Source organism: Runella limosa DSM 17973 (assembly GCF_000482465.1).
GTDB classification, from domain to species: domain Bacteria; phylum Bacteroidota; class Bacteroidia; order Cytophagales; family Spirosomataceae; genus Runella; species Runella limosa.
Genome location: NZ_AXVJ01000043.1, coordinates 26,753 through 43,248 on the forward strand (window position 1 = coordinate 26,753; position 16,496 = coordinate 43,248).

The following is a 16,496-nucleotide window of genomic DNA, read 5'->3' on the forward strand; positions in this document are numbered from 1 at the left end:
CATAGAAAACATGAGAGCTATGTACCTATTGTGAAAAATTCTATTGTGAACTATGTGTTTCCCAACAAAACTACATCGTCCAAAATCAAATCAGCGGCTTTTTCGCCAATCATAATGCAGGCGGCATTGGTGTTCCCTGCAATGATTCGGGGCATGATGGAGGCGTCTGCCACTCGAAGCCCTTCAATGCCGTGTACCCGCAATTTACTATCGACTACGGCCATTTCGTCATTGCCCATTTTGCACGTACCAATGGGGTGATATACCGTCTCTAGCAACGTTTTGATGTGTAAAATAAGTGCCTCGTCGGAGCTACGTTGAAGCGGAAGAATTACTTCCTTTCTCACCACATCAAATGCCTTGGCATCCATAATTTCCAGCGCTTTTTTGGTGCCTTTCAACAGCGTTACCACGTCTTCTTCTTCCGATAAGAAACGTGGGTCTATAAGTGGCGCATCCAACGGATTTGACGAATGAAGCCCCACATAACCAACACTTTTGGGCTTGAGGAGCGTCGGTAAAATGGTAAAACCACTGGTATGCGGAAAGGTCTCAATGTTGTAAAAATCGGCTTTCCCGTCGTTGCCCATGTGAACTGGCGCAAAATGAAACTGAAAATCGACAGGGTCAGGGCCCGAATGAATTTTGGTAAAGGCATTGGCTTCCAGCGGACTAATCGTCATCGGCCCTTTTTTCATAAACACGTACTGCGCCAATCCCTTTACTTGACCCCAAACGGATAAATAATCGTTGGCAGTAGGGACATTGGCCAAAGCACTCACCCCCGTAAATAAGTGGTCTTGTAAGTTTTTACCCACCCCTGGCAAGTGCTTTTTAGCTTGGATTCCGTGTTTTTTTAATTCATCCTTGTCGCCAATTCCCGACAACATCAAAATTTGGGGAGAATTAAACGCTCCCGCCGACAGGATGATTTCTTTGTTGGCAAATGCTTTTTCGGTGGTATTTTTTCCCGTCAAAAACTCCACGCCTACCGCACGGTCATTGTCCAAAATGATGTGTGTTGTATGCGCAAAGGTGATGACTTTCAGGTTGGAACGTTGCAAACTAGGTTTCAAAAACGCCGTTGCCGTACTCCATCGTTTTTGGTCTTTGATGGTAAACTGAAACAAACTCGTTCCTGCTTGTTCGGCTCCGTTGTAATCGAGATTTTCGGGAATGCCTTTTTCGGCACAAGCTTTGACAAACGCTTCCGCCACAGGAGTTCGATAGCCCGTCGCATAGGTCACATTGAGCGGGCCGCCCTGCCCGTGGTACTCGTTGTGAATCTGCTCGTTGTGTTCCGATTTTTTAAAATAGGGCAGTACATCTTGGTAGCTCCAGCCTTCGTTGCCCATCGCTGCCCATTGGTCATAGTCGGCGCGGTTGCCTCTCACGTACGCCATGGCGTTGGTAGAGCTACTTCCTCCCAAGGCTTTCCCACGCGGTAAATACATTTTTCGATTGAGTACGTGCGGTTGTGGCTCGGTTTCAAATCCCCAATCGACTTCGGTGCGATTGAGTTTAGAATAGGCCGCAGGAATATGAATTTCCATTTTTTTGTCAGGCCCTCCTGCTTCTAACAACAATACTTGGATTGCTGGATTTGCCGAAAGGCGATGCGCCAACACACAACCCGCCGAGCCTGCCCCGATGATGATGTAATCGAATGTCATTTCCGTGAAAAGGGTTTATTTTTCAGGAAATGTACTGTTTTTTATTGGTTTTTCACAAATCACTTTCTCTCATCTGGTTGTAAGCAACCAGATGCACCTGCGCGTGTGGCTGGTTGCTCACAACCAGCGAATACGTCCTCAAAATACTCGCCGTAAACATCTACATCTGGTTGTGAGCAACCAGATGCACCTGCGCGCTGGTCCCAAATTCCATTTGGGACCCCAACGGCCCAGCGTCTCCGACGCCAACAGCTATTTTTGTAAATTCTTCCAAACTTTACCCGAAAGGGTTACTTCGCTACTGTCTGATTGCGTAGCCAAACGAATTTTTTTCACCACTGTACCTGCGTCCTCTAGCCCAGCTTTGCCCGCCAAACTGACCGTCAAATTATTGATTTCGCTGCCTTCTACCAATCGTAGTTTTGAAATGTCTTCTACCTGAGCGTTTACATTGTTCCACGTTCCTTTTTCTAACGCACACACGCTATTTTTCTTAATCAACAACGATGCCTCCATTGGCTTGGTAGTAACGATGGTCACATTTGAATTATACAACTCAATCGCGGGCATTTCGGAAAAATACAATTCACAAAAATCGACGTTATCATCTCGCCCTGTTCCAGCCAAGATTTCGAGGGTATCTCCTTTTTTACTATAACTAAAACCTATTCGTCGGTAATCGTGGCGGAATCCTTCTTTCTCTCCTCCCAAATGTAATACAAAGCGAATACCTCTGGCTATCAACACTTTAGTTGATGCCTGTTCCTTATTAAAAGTGCGAAAAATTGTATGCGCCTTTTCTTGTTTGGCAGTCAATTGCTCCAGATAGGCACTTTTGTACCCAAATACTAAAAGTGCCTGAACAACCAACGTGATAACGACCGTCGCACTTAGCAATTTATTAGATGTTTTCATGTTCGTAAAATCGTTTTTCGAGTTCTTCAAAACTCATTTTTAATAAGCGAATTTGTTTGAAAAAAATCGGTAATTCGTTCTGGATAAAGGTCTCTTTCCGCCAATTGAGGTAATTTTGTTCGCCGTTGGGGGTCACAAAATAGCCCAATCCACGTTTGGTAAAAATTACCTCCTGCGTTTGTAAAAAATCGTACGTACGCTGCACCGTGTTAGGATTTACCTCCAATTGCACGGCCAATTCTCGAATCGACGGAATCTTGTCATCGGGTTTCCAGCGCTGGGTCAAAATCTGCTCGCCGATGTGCTCGGCGATTTGCAGATAAATCGGGATTTGGTTATGAAAATTCATGGCTGTTAAACTTCTTTTTCTTTGATTTTCAAGTACGTAGCTACCCACAAAATGACAGGCAAACACCCCACCCACCAAATTTTATAAACCGAATCAAAAGTGGAATAAAAAGCAAGATGAAGCTTCGACTCAGTAGTCACATTTAAAAAGGTATAACCCGGATAAGGAATTTTGAGCACAGATTGATTATCTAACAAAGCACTTAATACCCATTCTTCAACAATATAAAGAATCACCACCCCTGCCAATCCAAGACCAAGAATCTTTAAAAAACTATATTGTTTAAACATCATTGCTCCTACCATAAAAATTCCTGAAAAGGCAAAAATCCAAATCACAGTTATCGAATTAAGGACGTTTTGATATATATTGTCATAGTCAATCATCACTTTAGGAAAGACATCTATGATAGTTGGAGTTACTAAAAACCACGTGACTCGCCACACTGTCACTACCACTAAGAAACCCACTGGAATAGTAAGGAGCCACGCAAAACTAAACCTTTCAAAAGTTGAAACAGGCAATGTCAAAGACGATATTGTTTTAGAAGACGACGGGAACAAATGAAAGGCATAGCTCCCCACTATCCAAGCAGTTATTGCAACAGCGTTAAAAAGTGAAGTAAAAGTGTTCATTGTGTAGCTATTTAGTTTGTTATAATAGGATTTATTCCGCAACGGCTCACACATTAAATAAATGAATACCAACTGCATCAATACAATACCTACCGTAAACAGCGCATACACTTTCCAGTTTTCACGAAATTGTTTTCGGGCATACCACCCAAAACGGCGAATGTTAAATATATCATTCATAATCAATGAGATAAACTTGTTTTAAAGAGACCTTACACTTCTCGTTCCTTCATTTTTAGAAACACGATGACGTACAAACAAATCGGCAAACACAGTACCCACCAGCCTTGGTAGATGTTTTCATACAGAGAATGAATCCGCTCTATGGTAATCCCTGCTTCACTTCGTACTGTAATCGTAGGAGCTACCCAAGGAGCTGGTGTAGGTAGCCCTTCGGCAGGAAATAAAGCACGCAGTAAATACCCTTGCCCCCATTTGAGAATGACAAGCCCCGAAAGCAGTAAAATCCCTATTGTTTTCAGGAAATTGAGTTTTCCCAAAGTCATGGCTCCCAGCATAAACACGGCCGAACCCGTCAAAGTAAAAATGGAAAAGTAGGAGCCTCCGTTCCAGTAGGCTAAATCAGTGTTGATTGACAAGTTAGGGATGTCTTGCCGCCATTGCTCGATAACTAGCAACCAGCTGAGTTTCCAAACAACGAAGCAAATAAGCATCGGGATTGGAACCGATACTAACCACGCATATAGCCAACGCTCAAGGTTGGACACGGGCAATAGCAATGTCCTCAACCGCTCATTAGTTTGCGAGAACCCTTTCAGGCTAAATACACTGCTTACCCAGACCAACGGACCCATTGTTATGATCAATGAAGGAAAAATATCTATGGGAATCTCTCGATATTTTTCTGGTATTTTACTACCTTCCGAATAAATAAAATAAGCCATCAAGGCCATCATTCCCACCAAACCCAACGCATAAGCTTTCCAGTTTTCTCGAAACTCCCTTTGGGCATACCACCCAAATCGACGAATATTAAACACATCGCTCATGGTTAGTGAAATTGAATAACTTCTTGGAACAAATTTTCGAGATTAGGCTGTGCGGTGGCCTTATCGGCTAAGGCATTGAGGTCTTCGTTATAAACGATTTTGCCCTGATGAAGAATCAAAACGGCGTCTATCAAGCTATCCAAATCGCGCACTTGGTGGGTCGAAATCACGAGGCAACGTTCATCGGTCATTGCCCCCGCTACCAATTTTCGGAAGGTACTTTTTGAAGGGATGTCTAAACCATTGGTAGGTTCATCCATCAAAACCAAGGGAACGTTGGTCGCCAACGCAAAGCTAATGACGACCTTTTTACGTTGTCCAAACGACAGTTTAGAAAAGACTTGTTCCGCTGGGACGTGAAACTCCTTTAGGTAATCTAGAAACAGCGACTTGTCAAAATTTGGATAAAAAACACCGTAGGTATCTGCATACCGCGCCGCTGTTGTGTGCGGCAAATGAGGCTCATCGGCCACAAAATACAGCTGACTCATAAAGGAAGGCTTGCGGTGACGGGGCTCGTGCTCCAATACGTTACACCTGCCTCCTTTGGGAAAAACCAATCCTGCCAGTATTTTGAGTAAGGTCGTTTTTCCCACACCGTTTGCCCCCAAAAGTCCATAAATATGTCCTGGCTGCAAGTGCATTGTTAACCCCGAAAACAGGGATTTCTTTTCATAGCTGAACGAAATAGCGTCTAAATGTATCATGGAGTGTTTGAGATTTAGTGTACTATTTAACTAATACGCCACAAACATATAAAAACCTCTCCATACATGTCAATAGAGAGGCTTAATTTTTTTTAAATCTTCTGGTTGTGAGCAATTTTAAAAACCTTCTGGTTGTGAGCAACCAGCGAATACGTCCTCAAAATACTCGCCGCAAACATCTGGTTGTGAGCAACCAGAAGCACGTGCGAAGCGTCCAGCGCAGCTGGTGAGCTGGTCCCAAATTCCATTTGGGACTCCAACGGCCCAGCGTCTCCGACGCCCCCAATTACCCGTTGTTAGGGCGTGTTTTTCTGATGGGCTTGCCGTACTTTTTCATCATTTCTTTGGCGTGGTCACGGCGCACGTTCACTTTTTTATTTTTCTCCGATTTGTCATGAAATGCACCACCAAACGATTCGCTCAATGCAATCTTGACTTGCGGAAGTTTCATCATCTGTTTGGGCTTCTCCTCCTCAATCAGTTCATCCGAAATTTCGAGGTGTTTGGGCAATGGCCGCATTGGAATTTCCTGCTGCATTAGCACTTCCACCTCCAACTGTTGTTCTTTCTCGTTTTCCGTAACGAAGCTAATGGCCACGCCTTTTTTGTCCACCCGACCTGTACGACCAATGCGGTGAATGTAGGTTTCGGGAAACTCTGGCATGTCAAAATTAATGACGTGCGACACTTCGGCAATGTCCAAACCACGGGCAATCACGTCGGTAGCGACCAAAATACGTGCTTCGCCTTTTTCAAAGCGATTCACGGCCTCAAAACGCTGATTTTGGGCTTTGTTGGAGTGAATAACGCTTAATTCTTCGCCAAATTCCACCGACAATTCGTTATATACCAACTCGGCCAGTTGCTTTGTCGCCACAAACACCAACACTTTTGTCATGTCAGGATCGTGCCCAAAGAGCAATGTCAACAAATTGATTTTGGTATAAAAATTGGGAACGTCGTAGGCCGTTTGGTAGATATTATCCAAAGGCGTTCCGACAGGAGTGGCCTCTACCCGCACGGGGCTTTCAAAGTAGCTGTTCATCAACGCCTCTACTTCGTCGGTAATGGTAGCCGAAAAAAGCAGGTTTTGGCGGCGTTCGGGCAGCGTATCTAAAATCAATTTTAACTGCGCCCGAAACCCTAAGTTGAGCATTTCGTCGGCTTCGTCGAGCACCAATCGCTTCACGCTTTTGGGTTTCACTACGCCGCTCGACAACAAATCAACCAATCGACCTGGCGTAGCCACCAGAATATCAACGCCGTTGGACACCTCAGCGACTTGGGGTTTAAAATTTACGCCCCCATACACACCCACTACGAGCAGGTTCATGTAGGTCGTCAGTTGTTTTACCGACTCCACGACCTGCACCACCAACTCACGGGTGGGAACTAATATCACTAATTGCGGAGATTTCTCTTTGGAAAACTGAAACAGACGCAAGCATGGTAACAAATACGCGAAGGTTTTTCCCGTACCTGTTTGTGCAATTCCATATACGTCTTTCCCTGACATGACCACTGGAAAAACCTTCGATTGGATGGTTGTGGCCGTCGTAAAACCCAAGTCATCAAGGGATTTCAACAGGGATTTGTTCAGATTTAGTTCGTCAAACTTCATGTGGCTTATTCATCGTAATAAGCCACAAAGGTACGACTTATTTCTCAGTAAGATGCACTTCGGCCATCATGCAGCGGGCAGAACCACCCCCATTTCTTTCGATAATCGACAAATCGGAGTGAAGCAGCACGGCGTAATCATCGAGTTCATCACGCTGTTTGACAGTCAATGACTCAAAAGCTTGCGTGGACATCACGAGGAGTTTTTCGCCCCGTTTGTTATATACCAATAACATATTTCCCGCGAAGCTGTTCATTTGCTCCAGCGTAATTTCTATTACTTGTTTTCCCGTTTTTTCAAGCTCTTCGCGCACGTACAATCGCTCGTCGGGGTCGGTGATGGCTTGCAAGCAAACTACGGCAAACGCATCGCCTATGCACATAACGACGTTGGTATGGTACACAGCTTTTCCGTTGGCATCGGCCGCGTTAAATTTCACGATGCTAAAGCCCGTAGCTTCCGAAAATGCGTCCAAAACTTCGGGATGCGTACGCGGCGAAAGGCAGGCGTACGCCATCTTATAACGGCGGTCGAGCACCATACTTCCAGTTCCTTCCAAGAACTTTCCTTCCTTTTCAAAATGGGTCAAATCAATGATTTCATCCACTTGAAAATGTTCTTTCAGCCCCTCAACAATGTCCATACGACGCTCCAAACGGCGATTTTCGGCTTGCATTGGGTACAAAATCACCTTACCGCTTTGATGGAATGAAATCCAGTTGTTCGGAAAAATGGAGTCGGGCGTATAAGGTTCAGGCGTATCGTCGTACGTAATCACATTCACACCTGCCGCAGTGAGTTGTGCTACCATGTTTTCAAACTCAGCTAGGGCATCTTCTTGCGCACTGTCTTTGGTTTTAGCAGCCAAAGTGGCGTCTTGAAACGCGTTGCTTTCGGCCGTTTCTTCATTAAACCCAAAACGCACAGGCCGAATCATCATAATGTGCGTGGTGGCTTGAGGTTGCATTTTGTACGACATACTACTCATTTCTAGTTGCTGATTTTTAGGAAAATAATTGTATAACGTGCTTGATTTTACCCTAAAGTTAATGATAAAGCCAATGAATTAAAAAGACCAAGTGCTTAAAATCCGTCGCGCAAAATGGGCAAACTCATGCAGTGCGAACCGCCTCTCGCCCGTGAAAGCTCGGCAGAAGGCAGCATAATGAATGTATTCTGGAGGGTTTCGGGCGATGCAATGCCTGCCTCAAATTCTTCCAATAAATCTTTGGCCCGTACCGTTCGGAAGCCTTTGGCACGAAATGCCTCAAGGGTTTTGTCGTTGCGATCGTAACCAATCACTACGCCGTCTTTAAGCGCCAACAAATTGCACGAATCCGTCCACTGTTCGCGGGCACCAAACGGAAATTCATTGTTTCCCGAATAGATAAATTCGACAGGTTCGTTGCAGCCTAAATCGTTTTTACTGATGTCGGTCAACAAATCTTCTAAGTTTTCAATCTCCGTAGGCTTGTTTTCCCAGCCTTTGTTGAATTGCATAATTTGCAAGCGGTCGGGGTCTTCTTTCGGGGCAAAAAAGTGAAGGACATCCCGTTTTTTGGCTTCGTCGCCTTGGCGAGCAATCGAGCCTAATAGCACCCAAACATTGCGTTTTACTTGCGTAAAAACGGTGTCAATGTGCATATAATCCCGTTTTTTGGGGATTTTTACGATGGTGATGGTATCAACTACATTGCGCTCAAAAAGCAATTTCATCACTTGCTGCGCGGCGTAGAGCGTCGTGCGCTCGCTGCATCCAATCAACAAATGCCGTGGCGCTACCATCATTACATCGCCTCCTTCCAGCGTGGAGCGGTGGTAGTCACTTTTAAGCTCGTCTTCGGTCAACAAAAAATGGTGCTCATTGTCGGGGATTTCGATGATATTATTGCGACAACCTTCAAACTGCGGATGGTAAAAAAAGATGTATTGGGTCAACAACGATTCTCGTGTTCGCGCAGCTTTGGCGGGTTTGTTGAGCAATACGTGGTCATTGATGACAATTCCGATGTCACGCGTGAAGATGAAGTTGGGCAACGGTGCAAAAATCATGTAAAGATCAGGCAACGAACCCGAAATCAAGATTTTGGCCAATTCAGTAGGGTCGTACTCCTTGAGTTTATCTTGGATTTTGAATGAACAACGTTCAACGGCACAAATCGAAGCAATGAGTTTTACCCGAATCGCGTCGTCTTCAAGGATTTCTGCCAATAATTTCTGAATATCTACAACCTTATCTGAGTTAAAATAAGCAGTACTTCCTGGTTTATAAAACAAACGCTCAGGGTCGGCATCTATCTCTTTTATTTTTCCTCTAACTTTTTCAGGGTCAAGAAAATAGAGCAAAATTTTAACATAATAATCATACTCTTCGCGGCGCATGGTGTCGAGGTGAACGATGTCTTCAAAAAGCCAGTCCTGCGCTTTAGAAGGAACAACTTTACCCAAACCACGATCGGGGCTGTGAATCAGTAATCTACGAAGCGTCCCTACCTCGGACGATACGCTGAGTTGGTTATCGGATTTCATTAGGAAAAATCGGTTAAGGTCATTGAGAAAGTCAAAGGCGAGCACACCACAATGAGTAAAGAGGCTCAATAACCTGGGGTATTTTTTGTTTTTTCGCAAAATACATTTTTGACCTAAAACAAAAGATTATCAAGGCAAAAAGACGCAAAAATCTAATTTTTGGAGAAATAATTTACTTTATTTCAACTTACTAAGTCATTTTGACTAAACAGCGGGTTGTAAGCAAACAGCGGGTTGTGAGCAACCCGCTGCACTATCATGAGCATCCCGCTGCACGAATGAATACCCGAGACACCGTTATTGAACAGGTACGGCTTGGCTTTCGAAATAGACTTTTTTAGAAACGCGGTCAAATCTAAAATCCAAACGTCCAAGGCTTGCACCGCCCCAGCCCGCTTGGTTGATAATCACCGACTTTCCTGCTTGATTTTTAAGTATTGTAGGTTCGTTTAAGAACGTATGCGTGTGTCCCCCAATAATCACGTCAATGTCTTTGGTTTGCGGCGCCATCAGCAAGTCCGACATTTCGCCGCCATCCATTTTATATCCCAAATGCGAAAGACAAACCACCAAACTACATTTCTTTTCGTTGCGGAGCATCGCGGCGGTTTCGTTGGCGGTTTTTACGGGGTCGAGGTATTTCGTTCCACCAAACAACTTTTGCGGAATCAGGCCATCGGGGCTAATTCCAATCCCAAACACGCCAACTTTTACACCCTGAACGTTAAAAATTTTGTACGGCTGTGCCAAGCCTTCCATTGAAGTCCCCGTAAAATCGTAATTGGCCACCAAGACAGGGAACTTGGCATACGCCTTAATTTGGTTCACGTACAAGTCAAGTCCGCCGTCAAAATCGTGGTTGCCCATTGTCACGGCATCGTAGCCCATTTGGCTCATCAGTTCGATTTCTGGGCGACCTTTGTAGAAGTTAAAATAAGGCGTTCCTTGAAAAATATCGCCCGCATCAAAAAGCAACACGTTCTGTTCTTCCGAACGAATTTTGCTCAAAATTCGCGCCCGATTCACCACGCCACCGCGCCCCGCCATACGGTCGCCCTTGGGAAATGGCTCCAAGCGGCTGTGCTGGTCGTTGGTATGTAAAATAGTGATTTTAACTTCTTTTGCCAACGGCGAAGCCCAAGTTTCAAAGGAAAGTGTACCCAACGCTACAGCTCCTGTAGCCCCAAAAATATGTTGAAGAAATATACGTCTTTGCATGATAATGATAAAGCAACAAGTTGGTTCAAATGTGACTACTTACTCAACGACGGTTGTTCTGCCGTCTTTTTTAGGGTCAATCGCCTGACCTTGTTTTCCTTTGCGCCGCAAATAATCCGCCATCGCATCGCGCATGAGGTAGTTGAGCGCTTTATATCCCTGGTTATTTTTTACGATGGGTGCTAGGTCGCTACTCATTGCCATATAGTCGCTTGTAATCAGTGTATAAGTTTGCTCCGTATTAAGCGGTTTTCCACCAATCAGCACTTCTTTGGGTTTGTTGGTCGCCTTGTCAACAACAAGTTTTAGCCCCGACTGAGGCTCCTTGCGTTGTGCCAAAAAGTCAATTACTTTCTGCATGGTTGCGCCCGAAAGCGTAAGCACCACTAAATCGTTGTCAAACGGCATCACTTCATATACTTTTCCAAGGGTAATATTTCCTTGCGGCAAGTCTGTCCGAATTCCTCCGTTGTTGGTCACGGCCACGTCAATGGGTTTACCAAAACGTTCTTGTCCCATTTCCCGAAAAAGATCTGCCATCAAATTTCCCAGTTCTGATTCAGGTGTTCCTTTGGTCAGCCGACGGGGTGAAGTCGTCAGCACTGCCGTCATTTGGGCATCCAAACTGTCGTGGTAAGGTTTGAGGTACTTATCCACCGTTTGTGACAAAGCCGAAGACGGCGCAGTGACGGTGTCACTGATGGCAATCGGCTGAAGTTTCACGGGTTTTCCTACAAAATAGCGCGTACAAGCTCCTAAAGAAAGGGCAAGCAGCGCCAAAGGCAATACAATTTTTCTCATGGTTTTTGTTTATTGATTCCTCAGTGTTTGCCTACCAATACTTCACGCATTGGGCGGTCGGTTGATGCTACCAATGGTTCGGTCAATGCGTTTAGACTTTCGGCCACTACTTTTTCGTAATAGGCTTCGTACTGTGGCAAAATATTCGCCAACTCAAATTCTTTGGCCCGGGCCAATGCGTTGGCTTTAAAACGAGGCAAATTTTCGTCTTGTAAAATATAAACGGCATTTTTTGCCATGTCTTCAACGTCGCCCACGTTGCTCATAAAACCAGTCACACCCTGCACGTTCAACTCTGGCAATCCACCTGCATTGGATGTAATCAAAGGAACTTCGCAAGCCATCGCCTCCAACGCCGCCAAGCCAAAACTCTCTGTTTCAGAAGGCATTACAAACAAATCTGCCACCGAAAGCACCTCTTCAATCGCATCTAAGTTCCCCAAGAAGCGAACACATTGCATCAAATCCAAGTCACGGCACATATTTTCTATTTTGGCACGTTCTGGACCATCACCCACCAACAGCAATTTGCTGGGTACTTCATGGCGCACTTTTTCAAACATCAACACAATGTCTTCAATCCGTTTTACCTTTCGGAAATTGGAGGTATGCACCAGCAATTTTTCACCGTTGGGGCAAATTGCCAACTTAAAATGGTCTTTTTTCTGTTTCTTAAAACGGTCTAAGTCAATGAAGTTAGGAATCACTTCAATGTCTTTAGTGATGGGGAAATAATCGTAAGTAGCTTGTCTTAAAAACTCCGACACCGACGTAATACCGTCTGACTGGTTGATGCTGAACGTAATCACGGGTTCGTACGAGCGGTCTTTGCCCACGAGCGTGATGTCGGTTCCGTGCAAAGTTGTGATAACGGGGATATGAATGCCTTGCGATTTGAGAATTTGCTTTGCCATGTAAGCCGTTGAAGCGTGCGGAATGGCATAATGCACGTGCAAAACATCTAATTTTTCGGTCTTCACCACGTTCACCATCGCGCTCGACAGCGCCGACTCGTACGGGGCGTACTGAAACAATGGATAGTTGGGAATATGAACTTCGTGGTAAAAAATATTTTCACTGAAAAAATCTAAGCGCGTAGGTTGTGAGTAAGTGATGAAGTGAACCTGATGCCCGACGCCCGCAAGCGCCTTTCCAAGTTCGGTAGCGACCACGCCACTACCACCAAATGTTGGATAACAAACAATTCCGATTTTCATTCGCGGACGGGGAGTTAGTTGAGGTATTATTCGGCACAACAAAAAAAATGCAATTTTTTCTCCACATTCTGTATAAAGATTTTGTGAAGTCCCGAAACGCATCTAACTTATCCGTTGTTTAGCATACAGCTTTGAAAACATCCACAAACCCATAATTCGTCCTATTTGTGAAACGCCGCCTCACCATCAAAGACATTTCGCTTGGGTTTATGCGGCTTATCCGCTGGCCTAACCTACTCATGATTGCCCTGACGCAATACATGACCCGCCTGTTTTTAATTGGCCCCATCAGCGACTGGAAAAGTATTTTATTCGAAAAAGAGATTTTTCTTATCACCCTTTCTACCGTGCTTGTCGCGGCAGCAGGTTATGTCATCAACGACTATTTTGACATCAAAATCGACCTTATCAACAAACCCGACCGCGTCATCATTGGGCGATACCTCAAGCGCCGCGTAGCCATTACTACCCACCAAGTTTTTAATATTTTGGGTTGTGGTTTAGGGCTATTGGTGAACAAGTGGGTATTTCTCCTCAGTGTGTTATCGGTTACGCTTCTTTGGGTCTATGCCTCTTATTTCAAGAAACGACCTTTCATTGGCAATTTTATTGTCGCGCTTCTAACGGCCCTTTCCCTCATTATTTTAGCCGTTTATTACCCCCAAAATCGCTCGTTGGTTATTTTGTATGCCTTGTTTGCCTTTGGTATTTCGCTCATTCGTGAAATCATCAAAGACATGGAAGATGTACGCGGAGACGCCTCTCACGGCTGTCAAACCCTACCCATTCTTTGGGGTATTCGTCGTACGAAGGTTTTTCTTTACGGGCTAATTGCCATTTTTGTTCCCAGTTTGTTCCTAGCGGCGCATTGGCTGCAAAACTCCCAACTTACGTGGATGTTTGTGGCGCTGCTTGGGCTGATTAGCTGGTTGGTATATCGTCTTATCCGCGCCGACACCAAAAAAGAATTTGGTTCGTTAAGTAGTTTGTGTAAACTTGTCATGCTTATCGGAATGCTGAGTATGATTTGGTTAGCGTATTAATCTTTATCCATTTTCACTTCAATTTTTACACTATGAAACGGTTTTTGATTATTTGTTTTACCCTCGTTGGATTAGTCGTGCAGCTTCGTGCTCAGTCTTGCCTTGGCGTTACGATGAAAGCTGGCGCAGGCTTTGAAGTGCTCAGTTATAATGCCAAAGACAAACTTACGGGTCGGCTCCTTTACACGGTGAAAGATGTAGCCAATGACAACGGAACCATGATTATGAAAATGGAAGTGCAGTCGTTTGATGCCAAAGACAAACCTCAGATGACCAACAGCTACCAGTGCCGCTGCAAAGGCAACGAGTTTATGGTGGATATGACCTCCATGATGGCTAGTCAAGAAAATCCCATGATGAAAGACGCCAAAATGACGTTTACCTCCAACGATCTCACCTACAGCGATACCTACACCGTAGGCAGTACCCTCAAAGATGCTTCTCTCACGGGCGATGGCACCATGGGCGGCTCTATGAATGTCACCTACAACTTGACTTTGAAGAATAGAAAGGTCGCAAGCCAAGAGAGCATCACGGTACCCGCCGGCACCTACAACGCCTACAAAGTCACCGCTGACATGAGCGTGGCTACCAAAACAATTGTAAACCTTTCCTTTGATTTCCAGGCGGTTAGCTATCGCGCTCCTGGCGTTTTGTGGGACATCAAAACCGAGACCTACCGCAAAGACAAATTGATGGCTTACAGCGTTTTGTCAAAAGTTTTTTAAGATTTTTTCTTCCACTTCAGGGTATTCAGCAAGTGAACAATGTCCTTGCGAAGGTAGTCGATGGCGGGCTGTAACGAATCTTGCTTATCGGCTACCGAAAAATAAAGCGCTCCGCGAAGGTAGTTAGTGGTGGTATCGGTGGTAAAAAATTGGACGTAGCTTGGCACATCGCCCTCCAAATCAAACATCACGGCCCGCTGCCCCGACTTTGTTTTTACTACTTGTTCCCGAATCCCCGTCGCTTTAATCTGGTGCCGACCAGCCAATTTATACGCATCATTGATAAACCCACCAAGGCGCTGTGGATTGTTTTGAACAGGCTTGTACGTCAGCTGAATACTGGCTTTCAGGGAAGGATAGGCAATAAAAATCCAGTGAGGTTCGGCGTCGCTGAAGGTATCAGGCAATATTACCGCACTTTTTGAATATTCAAACGAGTACGGATGGTCTTCGGTCAGTGGTTGGTAAACTTGGGCAGGCAAATCGAGGCGAGGGAATCCTTTGGGTTTGGGGACATAATCAGATTCAGAAGAAGAACAACTCACGCATACGCTCACACAGAGTGGCATGATTGCCCAAACCATTTTTTTTACCAATCTTTTGCTCACTATTTTACAGACATTTACCATTTTATTCTATCATATATGAGGTTGCTCACAACCGAATTTAACGCCCAAAAGTGTATGAGGTTGCTCACAACCGAATTTAACGCCCAAAAGTGCATGAGGTTGCTCACAACCGAATTTAACACCCAAAAGTGCATGAGGTTGCTCACAACCGAATTCAACGCCCAAAAGTGTATGAGGTTGCTCACAACCGAATTCAACACCCAAACTCGTAACTAATCTCTTTAAAGTCGAAATACGCTAATCGATTATCGATTTGAACTGCCAAGAGTCCTGCATCGGTTACGCCCACAATCATCCCCGTAAATACGTTTTCTGCCTGCCGAAAATTGTGTTGTTCTTGATAACGAAACAAACTTTGTAAATAACGCATCTTCAGAGCATCAAAATGGCCGTTGCGAAGAAGCAGGTAGTTTTTTTCAAGCGAGGCCAATAAATCGGGCAAAAGCTCTTCCCGCACGTATTCTTTTTGAGTGGCTTTACGCAAGGAAGTAGCCCGTGGGTTTTCAAATAAAAGTTGATTGATATTTAACCCCATTCCCACAATCGACGCTTCCAGTCGCCCGCCTTGAATAGAATTTTCTATCAATACTCCACCCAGTTTTTGATCGTCCACATAGACATCATTGGGCCATTTTATTTTAAGAGATTTCCCCAAATAAGGCTTAAAGAACTCATATATCCCCACTGAAATGGCGACGTTGAGACGAAACTGCTGAGATGGACTCAAAAAGTGAGGACGTAGGATTAGAGACAGCATAAAGTTTTCACCAGCCTGCGCCAACCATTGATTTCCGCGCTGCCCACGGCCTGCCGTTTGGAAGTCAGTTATGACAACAGTGCCTTCCCAACCCTGCCCAAGGCGCACCAAATCCGCCGCTTCATCGTTTGTTGACTGACAAGTTGGCAGATAAATCAAATTTTTTCCAATAAAAAGCGTTTTGGACTTAATTTTGTACAATATTTCTTATTTTTAGGGATGCAATTTAAGACTAACGCATGAAACAACGCAAATCAGATAGTATATCTTCAGAACAACTGTGCCATCTTGTAGTAAAAGGAATGCAGGAAAAAAAGGCAGTGGACGTAGTAGTGATGGACCTGCGCGACATTAAAAACGCCATTACGGACTTCTTTGTAATTTGTACTGGTAACTCCGACACCCAAGTCGATGCCATCGCCGATTCTATTGAGACAGAGGTATATAAAATTATCTCAGAACACCCTTGGCAACGCGAAGGCAAAGAAGCCAAAGAGTGGATACTCATTGACTATGTGGACGTAGTTGCTCACGTTTTCAAGAAAGAACGGCGCGAATTTTATGGGCTCGAACAACTTTGGGGTGACGCCAAAATCACACTGGTGGAGGAAGAGTTCGCCTAATTGAACATTACCCTTAAAAATAGTGTTGGTCTGATAATACG

The 16,496-nt window shown here is 44.7% G+C and carries 17 protein-coding genes; 3 read left to right on the forward strand and 14 right to left on the reverse strand.

The window, feature by feature from the left end:
* Positions 1-50 precede the first annotated feature (50 nt).
* The 12 genes from K339_RS0104070 to bshA form a co-directional block, all read right to left on the reverse strand.
* On the reverse strand, positions 51-1,673 hold the full coding sequence (locus K339_RS0104070; RefSeq protein ID WP_028522476.1) for a GMC family oxidoreductase: 1,623 nt from the start codon (positions 1,671-1,673) through the stop codon (positions 51-53).
* A 252-nt stretch (positions 1,674-1,925) separates the two neighbouring features.
* Complete coding sequence (locus tag K339_RS0104075; RefSeq protein ID WP_028522477.1) at positions 1,926-2,588, reverse strand: hypothetical protein; 663 nt, start codon at positions 2,586-2,588, stop codon at positions 1,926-1,928.
* Positions 2,575-2,937, reverse strand: coding sequence for a GntR family transcriptional regulator (locus K339_RS0104080; RefSeq protein WP_028522478.1), 363 nt, complete (start codon positions 2,935-2,937; stop codon positions 2,575-2,577). The genes K339_RS0104075 and K339_RS0104080 overlap by 14 nt, the downstream gene beginning before the upstream one ends.
* A gap of 5 nt (positions 2,938-2,942) precedes the next feature.
* Positions 2,943-3,752 (reverse strand): hypothetical protein, encoded by an 810-nt coding sequence (locus tag K339_RS0104085; RefSeq protein ID WP_028522479.1) that lies wholly within the window; start codon positions 3,750-3,752, stop codon positions 2,943-2,945.
* Positions 3,753-3,784: 32 nt separating this feature from the next.
* On the reverse strand, positions 3,785-4,582 hold the full coding sequence (locus K339_RS0104090) for a hypothetical protein (protein ID WP_028522480.1): 798 nt from the start codon (positions 4,580-4,582) through the stop codon (positions 3,785-3,787).
* A 2-nt stretch (positions 4,583-4,584) separates the two neighbouring features.
* Entirely contained in the window at positions 4,585-5,289 is a 705-nt protein-coding gene (locus tag K339_RS0104095) for an ABC transporter ATP-binding protein (protein WP_028522481.1), read from the reverse strand.
* A 286-nt stretch (positions 5,290-5,575) separates the two neighbouring features.
* Entirely contained in the window at positions 5,576-6,910 is a 1,335-nt protein-coding gene (locus tag K339_RS0104105; RefSeq protein ID WP_028522482.1) for a DEAD/DEAH box helicase, read from the reverse strand.
* Between the two features lie 37 nt (positions 6,911-6,947).
* Positions 6,948-7,877, reverse strand: coding sequence for a citrulline utilization hydrolase CtlX (gene ctlX, locus K339_RS0104110; RefSeq protein ID WP_028522483.1), 930 nt, complete (start codon positions 7,875-7,877; stop codon positions 6,948-6,950).
* Positions 7,878-7,993: 116 nt separating this feature from the next.
* Positions 7,994-9,439: an arginine deiminase family protein gene (locus K339_RS0104115; protein ID WP_028522484.1), complete on the reverse strand. Its 1,446-nt coding sequence runs from the start codon at positions 9,437-9,439 to the stop codon at positions 7,994-7,996.
* Positions 9,440-9,736: 297 nt separating this feature from the next.
* Positions 9,737-10,657 (reverse strand): bifunctional metallophosphatase/5'-nucleotidase, encoded by a 921-nt coding sequence (locus K339_RS0104120; RefSeq protein ID WP_028522485.1) that lies wholly within the window; start codon positions 10,655-10,657, stop codon positions 9,737-9,739.
* Positions 10,658-10,696: 39 nt separating this feature from the next.
* A complete protein-coding gene (locus tag K339_RS32495; protein ID WP_051397794.1) occupies positions 10,697-11,458 on the reverse strand; it encodes a 5'-nucleotidase C-terminal domain-containing protein in 762 nt (253 codons plus the stop codon).
* A gap of 20 nt (positions 11,459-11,478) precedes the next feature.
* Positions 11,479-12,675: an N-acetyl-alpha-D-glucosaminyl L-malate synthase BshA gene (gene bshA / locus K339_RS32500; protein WP_051397804.1), complete on the reverse strand. Its 1,197-nt coding sequence runs from the start codon at positions 12,673-12,675 to the stop codon at positions 11,479-11,481.
* Between the two features lie 167 nt (positions 12,676-12,842).
* On the opposite strand from bshA, the gene K339_RS0104135 reads away from it, so the two are divergent.
* Together K339_RS0104135 and K339_RS0104140 are read left to right on the forward strand one after the other, a co-directional pair.
* The gene (locus K339_RS0104135; protein WP_037299199.1) at positions 12,843-13,718 is read left to right on the forward strand and encodes a geranylgeranylglycerol-phosphate geranylgeranyltransferase; all 876 of its coding nucleotides are present in this window, start codon (positions 12,843-12,845) and stop codon (positions 13,716-13,718) included.
* A 32-nt stretch (positions 13,719-13,750) separates the two neighbouring features.
* Positions 13,751-14,446: a TapB family protein gene (locus K339_RS0104140; RefSeq protein ID WP_028522487.1), complete on the forward strand. Its 696-nt coding sequence runs from the start codon at positions 13,751-13,753 to the stop codon at positions 14,444-14,446.
* On the opposite strand, the gene gldD is transcribed toward K339_RS0104140, so the two are convergent.
* Both gldD and K339_RS0104155 read right to left on the reverse strand, forming a co-directional pair.
* Positions 14,443-15,030, reverse strand: coding sequence for a gliding motility lipoprotein GldD (gene gldD, locus K339_RS0104145; protein WP_037299220.1), 588 nt, complete (start codon positions 15,028-15,030; stop codon positions 14,443-14,445). The two genes, K339_RS0104140 and gldD, sit on opposite strands and share 4 nt — an antisense overlap.
* Before the next feature lie 238 nt (positions 15,031-15,268).
* Positions 15,269-15,991, reverse strand: coding sequence for a biotin--[acetyl-CoA-carboxylase] ligase (locus K339_RS0104155; protein WP_229598691.1), 723 nt, complete (start codon positions 15,989-15,991; stop codon positions 15,269-15,271).
* An 80-nt stretch (positions 15,992-16,071) separates the two neighbouring features.
* On the opposite strand from K339_RS0104155, the gene rsfS reads away from it, so the two are divergent.
* Positions 16,072-16,455, forward strand: coding sequence for a ribosome silencing factor (gene rsfS / locus K339_RS0104160; RefSeq protein ID WP_028522491.1), 384 nt, complete (start codon positions 16,072-16,074; stop codon positions 16,453-16,455).
* Positions 16,456-16,496: the final 41 nt, after the last annotated feature.

What these genes read in the sequence shown, in the direction of transcription:
- K339_RS0104070 (WP_028522476.1), bottom strand. Translation starts at nt 1,673, where the DNA reads ATGACATTCGATTACATCATCATCGGGGCAGGCTCGGCGGGTTGTGTG.
- K339_RS0104075 (WP_028522477.1), bottom strand. Translation starts at nt 2,588, where the DNA reads ATGAAAACATCTAATAAATTGCTAAGTGCGACGGTCGTTATCACGTTG.
- K339_RS0104080 (WP_028522478.1), bottom strand. Translation starts at nt 2,937, where the DNA reads ATGAATTTTCATAACCAAATCCCGATTTATCTGCAAATCGCCGAGCAC.
- K339_RS0104085 (WP_028522479.1), bottom strand. Translation starts at nt 3,752, where the DNA reads ATGAATGATATATTTAACATTCGCCGTTTTGGGTGGTATGCCCGAAAA.
- K339_RS0104090 (WP_028522480.1), bottom strand. Translation starts at nt 4,582, where the DNA reads ATGAGCGATGTGTTTAATATTCGTCGATTTGGGTGGTATGCCCAAAGG.
- K339_RS0104095 (WP_028522481.1), bottom strand. Translation starts at nt 5,289, where the DNA reads ATGATACATTTAGACGCTATTTCGTTCAGCTATGAAAAGAAATCCCTG.
- K339_RS0104105 (WP_028522482.1), bottom strand. Translation starts at nt 6,910, where the DNA reads ATGAAGTTTGACGAACTAAATCTGAACAAATCCCTGTTGAAATCCCTT.
- ctlX (WP_028522483.1), bottom strand. Translation starts at nt 7,877, where the DNA reads ATGCAACCTCAAGCCACCACGCACATTATGATGATTCGGCCTGTGCGT.
- K339_RS0104115 (WP_028522484.1), bottom strand. Translation starts at nt 9,439, where the DNA reads ATGAAATCCGATAACCAACTCAGCGTATCGTCCGAGGTAGGGACGCTT.
- K339_RS0104120 (WP_028522485.1), bottom strand. Translation starts at nt 10,657, where the DNA reads ATGCAAAGACGTATATTTCTTCAACATATTTTTGGGGCTACAGGAGCT.
- K339_RS32495 (WP_051397794.1), bottom strand. Translation starts at nt 11,458, where the DNA reads ATGAGAAAAATTGTATTGCCTTTGGCGCTGCTTGCCCTTTCTTTAGGA.
- bshA (WP_051397804.1), bottom strand. Translation starts at nt 12,675, where the DNA reads ATGAAAATCGGAATTGTTTGTTATCCAACATTTGGTGGTAGTGGCGTG.
- K339_RS0104140 (WP_028522487.1), top strand. Translation starts at nt 13,751, where the DNA reads ATGAAACGGTTTTTGATTATTTGTTTTACCCTCGTTGGATTAGTCGTG.
- gldD (WP_037299220.1), bottom strand. Translation starts at nt 15,030, where the DNA reads ATGGTTTGGGCAATCATGCCACTCTGTGTGAGCGTATGCGTGAGTTGT.
- rsfS (WP_028522491.1), top strand. Translation starts at nt 16,072, where the DNA reads ATGAAACAACGCAAATCAGATAGTATATCTTCAGAACAACTGTGCCAT.